Origin of the sequence: Pleomorphochaeta sp. DL1XJH-081 (assembly GCF_049310885.1) — a bacterium.
GTDB lineage: Bacteria > Spirochaetota > Spirochaetia > Sphaerochaetales > Sphaerochaetaceae > CAYZJV01.
In genome coordinates this window covers 210,548-226,547 of sequence record NZ_JBMDYO010000003.1, presented here as the reverse complement: position 1 = coordinate 226,547, position 16,000 = coordinate 210,548, and the positions used below count along the sequence as shown (strand labels likewise).

The following is a 16,000-nucleotide window of genomic DNA, read 5'->3' as shown; positions in this document are numbered from 1 at the left end:
CAAACTGCTGAGTTCAATCTCTGAACGGATGGCTAGCAGTGAATTGTTCCATAGCTTGGACTAAATCTCGATAAGCTTCCAACCGTTTTTCAAAGAAAGGATAACGTTTTGTATCACAGGTGATAGTATCTCCAGTGTTTATCCAGGATTTGCTCGCAGTCGGAAAATCAGCGAATATCCCGGCTGCAACCGCAGCTACCATGGCTATTCCTAAGGGAGCTCCTTGGTTCTGTTCAATACGCACAACTGGAGTTTGTAAGACACCACTTTTCATGGTATTCCATAGTAGGCTCCTCTCTCCACCACCTGTGACGCGGACTTCCTTGAGATGTAGATCCGGTTGTAAGGCAGTCGCTGCTTCCTTATACAATCCATACTCCAAGGCGACACCTTCCAAGATTGCCCTGAAAAAGTGTTCCTTGCCATGATCCCAATTCAACCCTACAAAAGCTCCACGTAAATCCGGACGTCCGGGCATCACCCTTCCTGCGACATGGGGAATAAACAGAGGGTGGGAGGCTGAATCCTCCAACTGCTCTACAGCAGCTTCAATTTCTTTAAACCTGAGATTTCCGTTGGAATCCCCGAATTTTTTTACGAACCATTCGGGATTCATCCCTCCCCCATTGATGTAGGCGTAAGAATACCAAAGCCCTGGAACGACAGAGGCACAACATCCTAGAATTCCACTCTTGTGATCTGGAACAAATTGCGTTTGCGTGCAAGCGAATACACTCGCAGTACCAGCGACGTCAACACTCATTCCCTCTTCTACTGCTCCACTGGAAAGGAAACTTGCAACCGTATCACCACATCCCGCGGCGACAGGAGTTCCTTCCACCAAGAGAGATGCTTTCGCTGCCTCCTTGCAAACAGTTCCTATGATTGCCGTAGAATCAACTATACGGGGCAACTTTTCCTTAGGCATAGAAAATTGATCACATAATTGATCATCCCAAACTCCATTCGCGGTATCCGAGAATCCGGAAAAATGTAGGTAGGTCTTGTCAATGAATCCCTGATCACCTTTCAATCCGCAGAGTCTGGCAGCGGCATATCCACCAGGCTGGACGAATTTGGCAATCTTTTTGAATATTTCGGGATGTTCGTGCATCCACCAAAGTTTCTTTGGTCCATGGTTTATACTTGGAGCTGTTCCCGCCTTTGCTAAAATTCTATCATTTGCCTGTTCACGCATACGATCCAAATAGGGTGCACAACGGGTATCGAGCCAGGAATCATAAGGAGTCACCGCAATTCCATCGTACCCCATGCCAATAACTCCAGCCATCTGTCCATCGATTGCCAATGCAGTGATATGCTTAGAAACATCAGATAAACCTTTTTGTTCGGCTCTCTCAATACAAGTCCTGATAATCCGTAGAACTGAAGCATACTGAAATTCGGCATCCTCAGTAATAGCACCCGCTGTGGGATGAAGGAGTTGGGAAGACTCTCCATGTTCTGAAATACAGGCTCCAAAGGAATCGAACAATGCGCCCTTTACACCCTGGGTACCAATATCGATACCCAATACATATGTCTTGGTCATCAGATCCCCCTATATATCAGAATACAATTGCGCGCTTGAGTCCTTTACCACTTCTAGCTTCCATCACTGCCTGCACTACATCATCGACAGAACTCTCTGCTGTGATGATAGGCCTGACATCTATCGCCTTACTTGCTATCAATTCCAGACACTTTCGGTACTGTCGCAAGCTTTGCCGTGTAGTGCCACCGACCAACAATTGTTTGTAATGGATTTCATTGGTATCCAAACTGACAACAGATTTCCCTGATGGAAGTCCTCCGAAGAACATGATTCGACCATTTTGACCGGCCAATGAAAAAGCCTGTTCCTGGATTGCTCCGACAGAAGCTGCGGTAATCACTAAATCGGCAAGCTTGCCTTTTGTAGCTTCCTGTAAGGCAGGCAGAAGGTTATCTCCGGCTGGCAACTTATCAATTCGACTATCAATCGAACGGGCCAATTCCATCCTCTCGTCAGAAATGTCACTTATAAATACCTTGGAAGCACCAGCCATGAGTGCCACCAGACAATGCATAATACCAATTGGACCACTCCCAATTACCAGAACAGTGTCTCCGGGATAGATACCAATCTTCTCATAGGCATTGTAGACACAGGAGAGAGGTTCTGCCAAAGCAGCCTCTGAGAAAGAAAGTCCTTCAGGTAGGATCGAAATATTACCTTGCCTTACCGCAGCTTCAGGAATACGTACGAATTCGGCGAAACCACCATCAACTGAGACACCCAAAGCCTCGGACTCTTTACACATTTCACTATGGCCGCTGGTACAAAGGTCACAGATGCCACATCCGTAGTTAGGGGCTATGGCCACTGACATTCCAGGAGCATAACCTTTTACCCCCTTTCCGACCCGCTCTATAACACCAGCAAATTCGTGTCCAAGGATGCGAGGATTCTCGGCATCGATTCCCTGTTTACCGTTCAAGTAGAAACGAACATCTGTTCCACAGACGAAGGCACTTTTTACCTTTACCAAGACTTCATGGTCCCCAATTACGGGAGTTGGTACATCTTTGATTACGATTGATTCTTTTCCTGTAAGCATAGCTGCTTTCATAGCAATTCTCCTAGCGCCGGATCGATACCGGTCTTTTCTCTATAATAGAAGTATTCCCTGCATTCACCACTCTAACAGCTTCAAGGCCATCCATTCCAGTTACCAGTGGTGCAGTATCATGTGCGACCGAAGCTACGAAAGCCTTGTCTTCCTCCAAATATGCATCAAGGAACAAGGTTCTCCAACTCTGTACATAAGGAGAATGTATACCTTCTGGGCTAACTGTCAGCACAGAATGCTCTTGGTTCCTACCCACATGGATGATTCCTTTGGTACCAAGGATCTCTACTCGGGAGTCGTAACCATAACGAACGCCCTGAGCTCCGTCTAAGACACCCTGGGCACCTGAATTGAATCGAGCTGTCATAACCACATTGTCATAAAAGTCAGGAAAATCCTTTCGCGCGTCTGGACTTCTATAATTACCCGCTATTGCATAAACTTCAGAAATATAGCTACCACTATACCAGTGGAGGGCATCGATATCATGACTGGACACTTCAGCTAGAGGACCATTACTCTTTTTGATATCGTACATCCATGGTTGTGGAACGCTCGGTCCATGCGTCACAGATTTTACAAGTACTACGTCACCAATCGCGCCACTTTCAATCTGTTTTTTCGCATATCTAAAGCTATCATCGAAACGTCTCATGAAACCTATTTGCAGTTTTATCCCATGCTTATCGGCAGCTTCGTTCATCTCGATACATTCTGTCTCATTCATGGCCATGGGCTTCTCACAGAGTACATGCTTTTTAGCCTCTGCTGCGGCACACACAATATCACGATGGAAAACGGTGGGGGTCACTACAACCACAGCATCTATAGCTGGATCTTCAAGTACCTGATGATAGTCGGTATAGGTCTTCTCAACCCCCAACTCCTTCGCAGCTGTAGCCAAGGCTTCCGGAACAGGATCGCAAAGAGCTACGAGTCTAGCTCCATCTACTCTGCCCGCAAAATTCCGTGCATGGATCATTCCTGCCCGTCCTGAACCTATCACACAAATATTCAACATGTCGGATCGCTCCTTTTTCTTCTGTACAATCACACATAACTGGTATAATGTATGACTATGTATGCTTGTTATTATATAACTACATAACTTAGCTGTAATGTCAACCAGCAACATAGCTCCAGGAAATACTTTGATTGCTTGACTTTTTATATTGTGTAAACAATACTTCTTAATTAATAAAGCAGGTGAATACGGTGGCAAACCTAAAAGATGTTGCTCATAAAGCCGGTGTCTCTGTGGCTACCGCTTCTTTGGCATTAAATGGCAAACAAGTAAATGAAAAAACAAGAACGCGAGTACTAAAATATGCTCGTGAGCTTAACTATGTGCCCAATCGTGGTGGCAGAACCTTAATTACTGGCAAAAGCAACACGATTCTCATGGTTATAATAAATAGCACAAAATATCCAAACTTAATCGAGAAAAGTACATTTTTCTATCACTTTATGCAAGAAATCCTAAATGTAGCGAATGAACATGACTACAATTTTCATCTTGCAGTAATCAACTGGGAAGACTCTGACCTCCCCAATTTTTTTCAAAAAAAAGTAAATGACAAATCTAACGATGGGATGATAATAATCCCACAATATCGTCGAGATTATTCATTCCTTCCTTTTATCAAGGATTTCCCTTCAGTCATTCTCAATCCTTGGCAAGACTGTAACGGTATAGCTTCAATAAATGTTGACCATAATCTTGGTGGAACGCTGGTAGCTAATGAATTCATTACTAATGGGTATAGGAAGATTGCAGTTATCCACGGTCCTGACGATCACCATGATGGATATTGTAGGAAAGTGGCGTTTCTCGAAAGATTGACCAGTTTCGGATTCTCTATCCCTTTAGATTTTCAATATGAAAGTGACTTTACAACACAAAGCGGTTACCTCGGGGCAAAACAGATACTTTCAAGCGGAACCATACCAGAGGCACTTTTCTGCGCGAATGATTATGTAGCTGCCGGTGCAGCACATTATTTTCATGAACACGGAATTAGAGTGCCTGAAGATGTTGCACTTATCGGATATGATAACACAGATATTGCTGAAACACTTCACCCTCAACTGACTACCGTCGGAGGGATCCTCAAAGAAGTTGGGCATGCCTTAGGGAACCTTCTATTTGAGGTAATTAAGCAACCAAATTCTACCTTGACAAGAAGTCACGAAATACTACCCCAACTTGTAAAAAGAGAATCTTGTCCAATAAAAATGATTTAGTAGTAATCCATAACAGATTGAAAGAAAACTATTCCCAGCATCACACCAAAAACTTAAAACTTGACAAATATCAACATCATGATAAAGTATATCTAAAACGTTTCATATTTATCAGATTATCAGTTGGGAGGTATTTTTATGAAGGCTGTTCTTGTTCCAGTATATTTCAAGAGAGATAAAACAAAAAAATTCGAACAACAACTCGCCCATATTTCCCAAGAGTTAAAGGATGACCTCGAATTATTACCCGCGATTGGGTTAGGAGAACCAGTTCCCAAAAATGCAGATGCAGTTGTTTTTCCTGAAATCCTTGGGGAAGCCTATGAGCATAGCGAAGATTTCGCGAGTTATGATGTTCCTATACTCATCTTAACCAGTGAATTTATGACCATTTCCATGTGGGATTGGGAGATCATGAATTTCCTTAGGGGAAAAAACATACATGTACTTGCCCCTTATAACAAGGATCATAGCAGAGTCATTTGCCGCTCACTAGCAATAAAAAGAAGGATGAAAGACACATCCTTCCTCATCTTTCAAGATAATCCAGGGGAAGGCTTTCAACCAGATATATTCAAATGTTTCTATTGGTGGGGAGAGGAATGTACAGAACTTCTTCACGAAAAATTTGGAATCACAATAGAGCGAACCAGCCTCGAAGAACTTGGGAAAGTCGAGAAATCGATAAGTAATGAAACCGCTCAGGCAGAAGTAGAGACTTGGAACTTCCCGATGAATCGGTCTTTAACTGAAAGCATGAAAATTGGAGCAGCGAAATACTATCTAGCTGTAAAAACTTATTTAGATAAGAGAAATGCAATTGGTGGTATAGGTGCGAATTGTCTGAACGAATCGAGATTCTCCTCTTCAACTCCGTGTATAGCTTGGAATCTATTGTTCGAACGAGAAAAATTGCTATGGGCATGTGAAGGAGATACGCTTAGCCTTACAACAAAGTATATTTTACACCATGCTTTGGATAAACCGGTGATGATGTCCAACATTTACCCAGTACTTATGGGCATGGCAGCTCTTAAACATGAAGGAATACCCTCTTTCCCAGAAATACTAGAGGAACCGGAAAATCATATTCTTCTTGCACATTGTGGTTATTTTGGATTACTCCCCCAAAGCTTCTCCGAGACTTGGGAAGCGACAGCTCCAGTATTGGGAATTGTTGATAAAGAAGCCCATATGTTGGATGCTAGATATCCAAGTGGACCTATTACCATGGTAAAAATTGATTCAACAATGGAAAAAATTATGGTAATTGAAGGCGAACTGAAGGGCTATGTACAGTATCCTGGTTCCGACTGTAGGAATGGAGCAATTGTGCAAGTACCGAATGGGCATGCTTTAATGAAAGAAGTCTACTCTCATCACCAAATCCTCATTCCGGGACATCAACGTGCAAGAATTGAATTTGTTGCTGAAGTCTTCGGATTGAAAATTGAGTCTTTGTAGGCAAACACCTTCTACCATCCACATGCATCGGCATATATATCCAATACTAGTTGTATATGCCGTATGAGAAGGGCTTTCGCTGTATTTTCTAGTTTGCCTTCCATTATTTCTCCATATTCAATGGGGAAGTATTGGCTAATCAAAGATCGAGGAATGACAATTTTCTCCAAATTCCCTAAAAGTATCTTCACCGCCAACCTAATTGAAGCATTCGGCCAATAGTAACGAAGCCGATCGCTGTAACTATATGCTATTTTCATTGATAGCTCGGGCCCATCAGAATAATAGTCCTTCCAATATTTCGGTTCCTCCATCATAATTTTTTCGATAGTTTCTCTCAGATTTGATAGGTCTACGAATCCGAAACTTCTGTGTAATTCCTTCTCAATCAACTCGAGTGAAAACATCGCCTCTCGATAAGCATACGTCACCCAAGGACCAACTTTTAATATGCAACAATGATCAGCAACCAATGAATTCAGGGCGGTCTTGGTCTGATAATCGGTTGAATGGGCTTCACATACTAAGTTTTTTAAAGGTTTGATTGCCCGATGCAGACCTCTGGCTTTATCAGGCTCATATATAACAACTTCATCATCCCCAAACTCCACTCCTGGCTGAATAACCAACCCAACAACACGATCCCAAGCTGAATGAAGTTGTTGTTCATAGAATACCCTTTGGGTTACTTCTATTGTCTTGAGAGCATCCTCTGGAGAAGTTGGTTCCACTCCACTATGACGAGAAACCATTCCTCCAGGGATGGGAACCTCTGTCCCTATGATGTAATATGGAGGCTCATCGCCAGAAGCAAACGATTCAAGCCAAGATTTTTCTGCAGATTCACAAAGCATAGCTGAACGATGGGCTACAATTTCATCATCCAAGGGTCTACTTCGATCCCCAAGATCATCGGCACAGAACATGCTTGCATCCAAGTGAATTTTCCTGAAACCAGCAATAACAAACTGTCTTACCATTTCACAAGCTTTAACCATCGCCTCTTGTGCCGGTTCATTCTTCCAAATATTGGGACCGAGATGATCACCACCTAGTAAGATATTTCTCATAGGATAATCCGCTCTATTTGCTATCTCGCCAACAAATGATACAAAATCCTTTGGGGTCATTCCAGTATAACCACCGAACTGATTAACTTGATTAGAGGTCGCTTCAATTATGAGCAAATAGCCACGCAGCTTTGCATGAAGCATGGAAGCTTCGAGGACATCAGGATGGGCGCTACATATACTAAAGACTCCAACTCTTTCTTCGTATAATTTGTTTTGCTGAAGAATCTTTGCGAATTCTCTCGTTAACATATAGATACCCCTTTTCTTTCGATTGTATTCCACAAAACAACCTATTGCAATTAGATCGCGAGTTGATAATAATTAGCAGGAACGAGGTTCCTGTGAAGATTTATATTATCAGACATTCAGAAAGCGAAGCAAATACTCGAAACATCTTGGCTGGCCAACTGGATTACCCCTTAAGTCAAAGAGGAATTATCGATGCCCAACAACTATGCTCCAAGATTTTTAAAAATTTCAAACCACAAGTTGTTTACAGCTCACCTCTGATTCGTGCCATTCAGACTGCAGTTCCATTAGTCATGCCCAATCGAATACCTCTTCTTATTGATGAACGATTAATCGAACACAATATTGGAATCTTTGCTGGAAAAACCTATGCCGAGGTCGAAGCGGACTCTAGATATGAAAAAAATCGCCTTGAACGTTGGAAATGGACTCCTCCCTCCGGGGAATCTTATGAACAGGTTACAACACGCCTGATTTCATTCTTTTCCCAATTACAAACTCAAAACTCTGATTGCTTGATTGTAACACATGCTGTTACTATGCGACTAATTAAAGGCTTGCTTGAAAATACCCTGCCCTCTTATCCGGAAGAAATTCCTAAGAACGGAGAATTATGGGAAATCGTATTCGAAGGCTTAGGCCATACTCACTACATAAAATCACATTTCTTTAATGACCTTATCTATAGAGGATCCAAAGCTTAATGCGGTTCAATTACCAATATTACGTCGATCTTTCAGGAAAACCGTGTATGAATGCATACCCCCTCTTATCACCGAGGTAACGTACTCAAAGATTTTTCCTTCAGCAGACCTTGTTACCCGCTTACTTAAGAACAAAGCTTCTGGTCTTTCGAGTTGAAGAATCTCAATATCCATTGGGCCGCTGATATATGTTTCTATGGTTTCTACACAACTTTCAATCTGGAGATGGTATTCCTCCTCCAACACTTTATATAGACCATGTACTTCCAGCAGTTTTGATTTATTCTCCAATCCTGGAACAATTTCGGCTCTAATATAGTTATTCACATATGCTATGGGAATACCATCCGCTATACGGGTTCGCTGAAGCCAATAGACTTTTTCATACTCATTCAGATTCATTTCATCCCGTACTTTTTGAGGTGGAAGAGTCAGTGAAATTGACAACATCCCCGTTGTTACTGATACTCCTCGTTGCTCGAGAGATTCTGTAAAAGAACTTAAGTAGTTCAAGTCCTGAGAAAGGCGTACGTCCTTTACTACGGATCCTTTACCTTGTTTTCTCCAGACAAAACCTGCTATTTCTAAATTTGCCAAAGCATTTCGAACAGTAGTCCTACTAGCTTTAAATTTTTTCGCCAAGTCCGCCTCAGTAGGAAGAAGATCCCCTGATTTGTATTTTTCAGAGATTATCTGATCTCTGAGAGTTTTTTCAATTTTAGTATACAGTGGGGTTTTGTCTCTCGACATATGAAAATCCCTTTTCCTAGTGAGGGCTTATACCGAGATATAAGCCCTCTTGGAACACTTGATCAAGTATGGGCAACCCGTAACTTTCCCTTTTCTTTCCGAGTTTTCACCAACTCTTCAGTGTAACGTTTATTATAAGTTGCGCAACCCACTTTGCTCTGCTGAATGAGAAGTTCGAGACAATTATCACAAACAGTGCACCAATTAATCTCACTTTCTTTACCTTCTGCTAATTTTTTTGGTAAGAAAGGATCAGCAAAAGACTGCCTGCCTAAGGCAATCATATCAACGATATTACGCTCGATACACTGGGCTCCATAGTTGAATAAACTACTTTGCTCTTCAGTAACAGCACATAGACCATTCTTGCCATTCCGGAAAAGACTGAAATTGGAGCCAATCATTACAGTTTCTGGCTTTAACTGTTTTTTCATTTCTTTTGCGAAATATTGGTGCAGGTATGCATAGTAAGGTGAATATTTGTCTTGCTGAGTCAAATTGATAGTGATTGATGGACTTCCTGCAGATTGTATAAAGAATTGAGCGCCCCTTTCTTCGAGTCCCTTGAGCAGGGCAATCGGTTCGGTAAAGTCAATGATAGGAGAGTCTGGACCATCAGTTCCAAAACCGCCTGGAAATCCTTCCCAAATCGAAACTTTCGAGCCTATAAGGAAGTTCGGGTCGTTGACTTCTTTCGAAATACGTTCATACAGTTCAAATGCAAACCTACTTCTATTTCCCCAACTACCCCCATACTTCCATTTTCTGTCATTATACGGACGAAGAATTTGTGAGCCAAAATATCCATGACAAAGTTTCATGTCGATACCATCGGCACCAGCATCATGTGCGATCTTTGCAGAAAGTACAAATTGATCCATTATATGGTCGACATCATCTTCAGTTAGTAAATCACCACCATAACCATGCAAAGGTTTAACTGTGACCCGTCGTGAAAAATCTGGATTCGACAATTCACCAGAATGTGTCAGCTGAAAGATAAATAGCATTTTATCATTATGAGCTTTTACATCACTAACAAATTTAGTCAAAGCCGTTGCATTTTCTGGAAGTATCGTTAACTGATTGCTTCTACTCCGACTTTCCTTGGTAATCGTTATAGCTTCCAATGAAACTAAACCAGCTCTACCCTGAGCTAACTTCACGTATCTATCCAGAGTCTCTTGTGATGGATTACCATTCACATCTTCGTCGTTACATTCCATTGCTTGAATAAAGAATCTATTTTCAGCTTCCCTCCGCCCAATCCGCATCGGTTGTAACAAAGTCTCCTTATAACCCATATCTTCCTCCTTTGAAGTATCTACTTCTCATAATATCATCCATACTGTTATGGATATCTATACATCTAAATATGCGAAAGACTTTTTCGAGATTCTCTGTAGGATTCAAAAAATGCTTGATACTTTTCATGCTTGGATTGGTCAGGTGTAACTATTTCAATCTCTTTGACTATCGTGTCGATGTAATCGAAACCATCCCATAACCCTGAACCAACAGCTGCTGTAGCGGCAGCACCTAATGCTGCCGCATCTTGCTCGGTATTCAAACGACTGACATTGACACCAAGAATATCAGAAAACATACGTAACCAGAGAGGACTTCTACTCCCGCCCCCGACTATAACCAAGTTCCCATTCAGTGAAGTCAATTCCAGTAATTTCCTGTAGACATCACATAGCTCAAAAGCGACTCCCTCCAAGACGGACCGTGCGAGATCATTAAAAGTTGTTCCAAGTGTTATATTCAGGAAAGCCCCTTTTATATTGGGGTAATCGCTTGAAGCTGGCGCACCTGCAAGAGTTGGATTGAACATTACCCCATTCGAACCGATCGGGCTAGCTTTGGCAGCTTCGTCGATTAACGTATAGGGATCAAGGTTACGTCTTTGAGCCTCAACCACCAGTCCACCTGCCATGGTATCCCGAAACCAACGTAGTGAATTACCTGCACTAAAAATCGAGGTAGCAGAAGTGTATGAATCGGGAACAACATGGTCAAAGACAAATGGCTTAATCCTTGAATCGATTAGAGGCTTATGGGAGGAGACAGCGATCCATGCAGAAGAACCCAAAGATAAATATTGTCGCCCCTCACCTAAATTTCGGGAACCTAACGCCATACAAGAGTTGTCCACTCCTCCACAATATACTTCAACCGATTTCGACAATCCCAATATTGCGGCTGCCTCAGAACTAAGGTTTCCAACCTTTTGCGTAGAAGGTATTGGTTCAGGTAATAATGATTTTGACACACCCGCTACATCAAGATATGTATCGATGTATGTACGCTTTTCCAATGAATAGGCACCTAATCCCGAGGCGTACGAGTAATCGGTTGCATAAACACCTGTTAAAAGATAGTTGATATAGTCTTTAGATCCTAAAACATGGGAAATGGTAGCGAAACGTTCAGGGTAGTTGTCCTTGTACCACATAAGCTTGAACAAGGAATAGCACTCAGGAGCAAATCCATTTCCTGTTTCTATATACCATTTTTCGACATCTATCTCATTAAAGAATCGTTCTGTTTGCTCTATCGGCCTAGTATCTGACCAGATGGGAATATCATCAAAAAGAATGTTCCCGTCCCTATCTAAGGGAATTACTGCCAAACTCTGACCAGACAAGGCGATGGCTTTGATTCTCTTCGCATATCCCGGATGTTTGCCCAATAACAAACGGGTTCCTTCTACAATAGCAGACCACCAATCCCTTGGGTTTTGGACATGAAATCTATCGGAAGGATATGTTGTTTCATATGGCATAAAGACTTTACTCTCTAACTCTCCCTCATCAGTGAAGATGCAAATTTTCGCACCCCCCGTCCCTAAATCAAATGAAAGCAACATACAGTTTCTCCTAGTTTCCAAAACCCTGGACAATATCAATCGAAGTCCAAATATTGATCCCAAAACGTTCGACTCCAAGATTCAGCATCTCATTGAAGGTCTCTATATTACGAATACCTCCCGAAGCCTTAACCTTGATGGAGGAACCAACGAACTCTTTAATCAGTTTTATAACCCTGATGGTAGCTCCACTAGGGGCCCAACCCGTACCAGTTTTTACGAAATCTACTCCAGCATGTATGCATATTTCACATGCTCTTTTGATCTCATCATCGGTCAAGTAGTGTGTTTCCAGTATTACTTTCAACGGTAAGTCACAAGCTACTTCCCGTACTTGTCTAATTTCGTCTTCCACATACTGAAATTCTTTGGATTTTAACTTTCCAATGTTTAGAACCATATCCATCTCTTGCACACCATCAGAGATCAACTGGCTCGCTTCATGCAACTTGATTGTAGTGTGAGCACCACCAGAAGGAAAGCCAACTGGAGCTCCCACAAAGATCTCGGGATAATCAGAGAGCTCTTCACTGATATACTTTGTCCAAGAAGGCAAAGTATGAACAGAGATAAAATTATATTTCTTAGCGTATACCAACAACTCATCAATTTCTTTTTTTCCATGATAAGCTTGCACTGCACTAATATCGATAAGTCGAGCAGCTTCTTTTGCATTCATCATCAAGCCTCTCTTTAAGCAACAGGAAGTGCTAAATATTTGTTACTACAATTTAATCTATCTTGGATCATACTGTCAAGAATTATTTTATATTAGTTTATACATCCTATTTCTATATAAATATTAAAGAGATCTTTTTGTATTCTAAATTTGTTGTAATTTCTTGTTGACAGAGCATAGATGCCGGTTTATCCTTTCAGTAGAATATTTTGACTGTAACAAGGAGCATGTGATATGAAGATTGGACTATTCACCGCCACATACTTAGATCTTTCTTTTGATGAAGTATGTAAAAAAGCTGCAGATTATGGATACCAGGCTGTAGAAATTCCAGCATTTAAAGAAGGGAATCCCCATCTTAATGTTGATGCTTTGGTTGAAAATAAATCTGCAAAGGAAGTCAAGAAGACTGTAGAAAAATATGGTTTGACGATTTCTGCTCTCAGTAATCATACAGAATCCCTTCTTGTTCTCGGCCCATATGGTGATGACACAGCTTGGATACATCCTGGAACCAAAGAAGAGAGGATTAAATTCGGGACTGAGCGAATGATAAAAGTTGCCCAAGCTGCTAATGAATTAGAGGTTCCTGTTGTCTGTGGATTTATTGGGTGTGAAAATTTTGGTCGGTTTTTCCCCTTCCCTTACGCGAAAGGCTGGGAAGTCATGGAACAGGAATTTGTGGAGCGATGGGGAAAAATACTAGACAGATTCCAAGAATATGGTATCAAGTTTGCCCATGAGCCGCATCCAAACCAATTAGTCTATGATGTGGATACAGCATTACGAAGTGTTGAATTGATGGGAAATCGACCTGAATGGGGCTTTAATTTTGACCCGGCTAATTTGGTATATCTCGGAATCGATGTCGAAAACTTTATCGATAAGCTTGGGAAGTATATCTATCATGTACACGCCAAGGACGGACAAGTAGTTAGTCATAATGTACGAAATTCGGGAGTCATCCCACAGGGCGATTGGCAGAAACTGGGAAGGGGCTTTCGTTTCAGGATCCCGGGATGGGGATCTGTACCCTGGAAGAATGTTATCACGGAATTATCGATGATTGGGTACGATTATGTTATGAGCTACGAGCATGAGGATGTGACTATGAGCCGAGAGGATGGAATAGCAAAGACGATTGCTTACCTTAAGCCCTTAGTGATCAACAAACCGTACGAAGGCCGAAATGACGCGTTATTCAAATAAGGAGACAAACATATTATGGGCAAAACAATGAAAGCAGCTGTTTATGAAAAACCAGGAAAGATAACTATTAAAGATGTCCCAGTTCCTGAAATTAATGATTCGGAAGTATTGATAAAAGTTACCTATACAGGAATCTGTGGAACTGATTGGAGTATCTATACCGGCAAGTATTCTGCAGACAAGCTTCCACTTATAGCAGGACATGAGTTCTCTGGCACTATCGCTGAAATTGGAAAAGAAGCAATCGGGTTGTCGATTGGAGATAGAGTGACTGCCGACATCAATATGGGGTGTGGCCATTGCTTTTATTGCAGAAAAGGAGAGACTCTCCTGTGTCCCGAATTTAGTCAGCTAGGAATTCATATCGATGGAGCTTTCGCGGAATATGTTAAAGTGCCTTGGAAGCAAGTTCATATTATTCCTGAGGCCATGGATATGCTTGAAGCAGCTTTTATTGAACCTACTTCATGTGTGATTCACTCAATGAAAGCACTGGATATGAAAGCAGGTTCTTCCATTGCAATTTTAGGCAGTGGATTGGGAAGTCTTCATGCCGCAGCGGCGAAGCAACGAGGAGCAGCCCCGATCATTGTTATAGGAAGGAATAAAGAGCGATTGGAATTGGCCAAGAAACTTGGAGCTGATATTGTCATCAGTACAGAAGAATATCCAAATCCAGTAGCGCGAGTTAAAGAGTTGACCAACGGACGAGGAGCTGACTATGTTATTGAATCCGTAGGTACTTCAGAAACCTATGAACAAGCCTTTGAAATGCTACGACCTGGAGGTACTTTAGCTGCATTCGGTATCACTGGAGATGATGATTTCATGCGGATTAATCCTGCGAAGTTAGTGTTAAGTGAGAAAAAAATAACGAGCTCATGTGCTGGAGTTGGAACTGATTGGTCGGATGCTATCACACTCATATCCCATGGGAGGATAGACCCTAAGCCACTGTTCTCAAAAATTATGCCATTGGACAAGATGGAAGAAGCTCTCAATCTATTACAAAAGGATAGAAGTCTCGTAAAGATTTTTATTTCCCCTGTCGTAGGTTCTGAAGTGGTGGATTTATAGAAATATTGATACTGAAAACGTTAAGAAGCCTGCCAATTAGTGGCAGGCTTTTAATTTACAAAATTTAATAGTTTCTTTATTTAATTGTCGCTAAACAGCTTATCTGTCCTTCCTTCATATGCCGCCTCAATAATCAGAGGTTTTAAATAAGCCGCGGTCTTTTTAACTCCATCCATTCTGCTCATGGTAACATCTTCATGTTCATAGCTAAGCACACCTTTATACCCGACCATTGAAAGCTCTGTGATAACCTTCTTCCAAGGAACATCACCCCAACCAGGAATTCTAAAACGGAACGATCGGTCAAGTCTTCTCATATCTCCTTGCATGAGAGTTCCTCCAGTTGCTAAATTATGCTCAACCAGCTCCGCATCTTTGGCATGAACATGGAATATGCGATCACCGAGCCTATCAATGAAAATCTGAGGAGAAATAGCTAGGTAAAGAATATTTGCAGGGTCAAAATTGTAGCCAAGTGCTGGATGATTATCAACTAATTCTATCGCTCTTTCAGCTGTATGAATATCATATATAAAACTGTTTGGATGTGGTTCAACTGCAAATTTCACACCATACTTTTTAAATTCATCAAGAATTGGAGTAAATCGTTCCACAAACTGTTGCTCATACTCTTCCCATCCTTGACCATACGGAAAAAAGAAAAATCTCCCCCAATTTTCAACGCCAGGATATCCTACTACAACATCAACTCCAAGTGCATTTGCAGCTTGGGCAGTGCGTATCAAACGGGTAGTTCCATGTTTTATCTTCTCTTCTGCAGAACCCTTCATAATAAAATCAGTATCAACTCCAGTAGGTCCCATTACGAGAAAAGATTCAGGATGATTACTTAGCGCAGAAATTTCGAGACCGAGACCTCTTGTAAGTTCAAGAACTTTCTTTGCGTTGTTTCCTTGTAAAACTTCTTCAATTTCAAGTTGACCATTCCCTTCATATACAGGAATCTCAATTGCTTCATACCCATACTCTACAACCATTTTCGCGATATCTTTTAATGGTTTTTCAGAAAAATTCGCTGTAAAAAATCCCATTTTCATATACATTAC

Annotated in this window: 14 protein-coding genes; 5 read left to right on the top strand and 9 right to left on the bottom strand. The window is 41.5% G+C overall.

What is annotated here, in order from left to right; translation table 11 throughout:
- Positions 1 to 13: 13 nt before the first annotated feature.
- From ACODJP_RS07610 to ACODJP_RS07600, 3 genes are read right to left on the bottom strand one after another with little or no spacing between them, the layout of a single operon-like run.
- A complete protein-coding gene (locus tag ACODJP_RS07610; RefSeq protein WP_422480148.1) occupies positions 14 to 1,552 on the bottom strand; it encodes a xylulokinase in 1,539 nt (512 codons plus the stop codon).
- A gap of 16 nt (positions 1,553 to 1,568) precedes the next feature.
- Positions 1,569 to 2,612: an alcohol dehydrogenase catalytic domain-containing protein gene (locus tag ACODJP_RS07605; protein ID WP_422480146.1), complete on the bottom strand. Its 1,044-nt coding sequence runs from the start codon at positions 2,610 to 2,612 to the stop codon at positions 1,569 to 1,571.
- Positions 2,613 to 2,622: 10 nt separating this feature from the next.
- A complete protein-coding gene (locus tag ACODJP_RS07600; protein ID WP_422480144.1) occupies positions 2,623 to 3,633 on the bottom strand; it encodes a Gfo/Idh/MocA family oxidoreductase in 1,011 nt (336 codons plus the stop codon).
- A 194-nt stretch (positions 3,634 to 3,827) separates the two neighbouring features.
- Between ACODJP_RS07600 and ACODJP_RS07595 the strand changes: the two genes are divergently transcribed.
- Both ACODJP_RS07595 and ACODJP_RS07590 read left to right on the top strand, forming a co-directional pair.
- On the top strand, positions 3,828 to 4,856 hold the full coding sequence (locus tag ACODJP_RS07595; RefSeq protein ID WP_422480142.1) for a LacI family DNA-binding transcriptional regulator: 1,029 nt from the start codon (positions 3,828 to 3,830) through the stop codon (positions 4,854 to 4,856).
- Positions 4,857 to 4,994: 138 nt separating this feature from the next.
- Positions 4,995 to 6,320, top strand: coding sequence for a hypothetical protein (locus tag ACODJP_RS07590; RefSeq protein WP_422480140.1), 1,326 nt, complete (start codon positions 4,995 to 4,997; stop codon positions 6,318 to 6,320).
- 11 nt (positions 6,321 to 6,331) lie between these two features.
- Here the strand turns inward: ACODJP_RS07590 and ACODJP_RS07585 are convergent, their stop codons facing one another.
- Positions 6,332 to 7,642: a class II D-tagatose-bisphosphate aldolase non-catalytic subunit gene (locus ACODJP_RS07585; RefSeq protein ID WP_422480138.1), complete on the bottom strand. Its 1,311-nt coding sequence runs from the start codon at positions 7,640 to 7,642 to the stop codon at positions 6,332 to 6,334.
- A gap of 92 nt (positions 7,643 to 7,734) precedes the next feature.
- Here ACODJP_RS07585 and ACODJP_RS07580 point away from each other — a divergent pair, with 92 nt between their 5' ends.
- Complete coding sequence (locus ACODJP_RS07580; RefSeq protein ID WP_422480136.1) at positions 7,735 to 8,346, top strand: histidine phosphatase family protein; 612 nt, start codon at positions 7,735 to 7,737, stop codon at positions 8,344 to 8,346.
- 6 nt (positions 8,347 to 8,352) lie between these two features.
- Here ACODJP_RS07580 and ACODJP_RS07575 read toward each other — a convergent pair whose 3' ends face one another.
- From ACODJP_RS07575 to deoC, 4 genes are all read right to left on the bottom strand, one after another.
- Positions 8,353 to 9,096 (bottom strand): GntR family transcriptional regulator, encoded by a 744-nt coding sequence (locus tag ACODJP_RS07575; RefSeq protein WP_422480134.1) that lies wholly within the window; start codon positions 9,094 to 9,096, stop codon positions 8,353 to 8,355.
- A gap of 62 nt (positions 9,097 to 9,158) precedes the next feature.
- A complete protein-coding gene (locus ACODJP_RS07570) occupies positions 9,159 to 10,400 on the bottom strand; it encodes a hypothetical protein (RefSeq protein ID WP_422480132.1) in 1,242 nt (413 codons plus the stop codon).
- Positions 10,401 to 10,465: 65 nt separating this feature from the next.
- Positions 10,466 to 11,968 (bottom strand): xylulokinase, encoded by a 1,503-nt coding sequence (locus ACODJP_RS07565; RefSeq protein ID WP_422480130.1) that lies wholly within the window; start codon positions 11,966 to 11,968, stop codon positions 10,466 to 10,468.
- A 10-nt stretch (positions 11,969 to 11,978) separates the two neighbouring features.
- Positions 11,979 to 12,650 carry a deoxyribose-phosphate aldolase gene (gene deoC, locus ACODJP_RS07560; protein ID WP_422480128.1) on the bottom strand — a complete coding sequence of 224 codons (672 nt, stop codon included), beginning with the start codon at positions 12,648 to 12,650 and terminating at the stop codon, positions 11,979 to 11,981.
- Between the two features lie 231 nt (positions 12,651 to 12,881).
- Between deoC and ACODJP_RS07555 the strand changes: the two genes are divergently transcribed.
- Complete coding sequence (locus tag ACODJP_RS07555; protein ID WP_422480126.1) at positions 12,882 to 13,856, top strand: sugar phosphate isomerase/epimerase family protein; 975 nt, start codon at positions 12,882 to 12,884, stop codon at positions 13,854 to 13,856.
- Positions 13,857 to 13,871: 15 nt separating this feature from the next.
- On the top strand, positions 13,872 to 14,933 hold the full coding sequence (locus ACODJP_RS07550; RefSeq protein WP_422480124.1) for a zinc-dependent alcohol dehydrogenase: 1,062 nt from the start codon (positions 13,872 to 13,874) through the stop codon (positions 14,931 to 14,933).
- Between the two features lie 80 nt (positions 14,934 to 15,013).
- Here the strand turns inward: ACODJP_RS07550 and ACODJP_RS07545 are convergent, their stop codons facing one another.
- Positions 15,014 to 15,991, bottom strand: coding sequence for a sugar phosphate isomerase/epimerase family protein (locus ACODJP_RS07545; RefSeq protein WP_422480122.1), 978 nt, complete (start codon positions 15,989 to 15,991; stop codon positions 15,014 to 15,016).
- Positions 15,992 to 16,000: the final 9 nt, after the last annotated feature.

Bases quoted from the DNA above. Each gene is read 5' to 3' on its own strand.
- ACODJP_RS07610 (WP_422480148.1), bottom strand. From the start codon at position 1,552: ATGACCAAGACATATGTATTGGGTATCGATATTGGTACCCAGGGTGTA.
- ACODJP_RS07605 (WP_422480146.1), bottom strand. From the start codon at position 2,612: ATGAAAGCAGCTATGCTTACAGGAAAAGAATCAATCGTAATCAAAGAT.
- ACODJP_RS07600 (WP_422480144.1), bottom strand. From the start codon at position 3,633: ATGTTGAATATTTGTGTGATAGGTTCAGGACGGGCAGGAATGATCCAT.
- ACODJP_RS07590 (WP_422480140.1), top strand. From the start codon at position 4,995: ATGAAGGCTGTTCTTGTTCCAGTATATTTCAAGAGAGATAAAACAAAA.
- ACODJP_RS07585 (WP_422480138.1), bottom strand. From the start codon at position 7,642: ATGTTAACGAGAGAATTCGCAAAGATTCTTCAGCAAAACAAATTATAC.
- ACODJP_RS07575 (WP_422480134.1), bottom strand. From the start codon at position 9,096: ATGTCGAGAGACAAAACCCCACTGTATACTAAAATTGAAAAAACTCTC.
- ACODJP_RS07570 (WP_422480132.1), bottom strand. From the start codon at position 10,400: ATGGGTTATAAGGAGACTTTGTTACAACCGATGCGGATTGGGCGGAGG.
- ACODJP_RS07565 (WP_422480130.1), bottom strand. From the start codon at position 11,968: ATGTTGCTTTCATTTGATTTAGGGACGGGGGGTGCGAAAATTTGCATC.
- deoC (WP_422480128.1), bottom strand. From the start codon at position 12,650: ATGATGAATGCAAAAGAAGCTGCTCGACTTATCGATATTAGTGCAGTG.
- ACODJP_RS07555 (WP_422480126.1), top strand. From the start codon at position 12,882: ATGAAGATTGGACTATTCACCGCCACATACTTAGATCTTTCTTTTGAT.
- ACODJP_RS07550 (WP_422480124.1), top strand. From the start codon at position 13,872: ATGGGCAAAACAATGAAAGCAGCTGTTTATGAAAAACCAGGAAAGATA.
- ACODJP_RS07545 (WP_422480122.1), bottom strand. From the start codon at position 15,991: ATGAAAATGGGATTTTTTACAGCGAATTTTTCTGAAAAACCATTAAAA.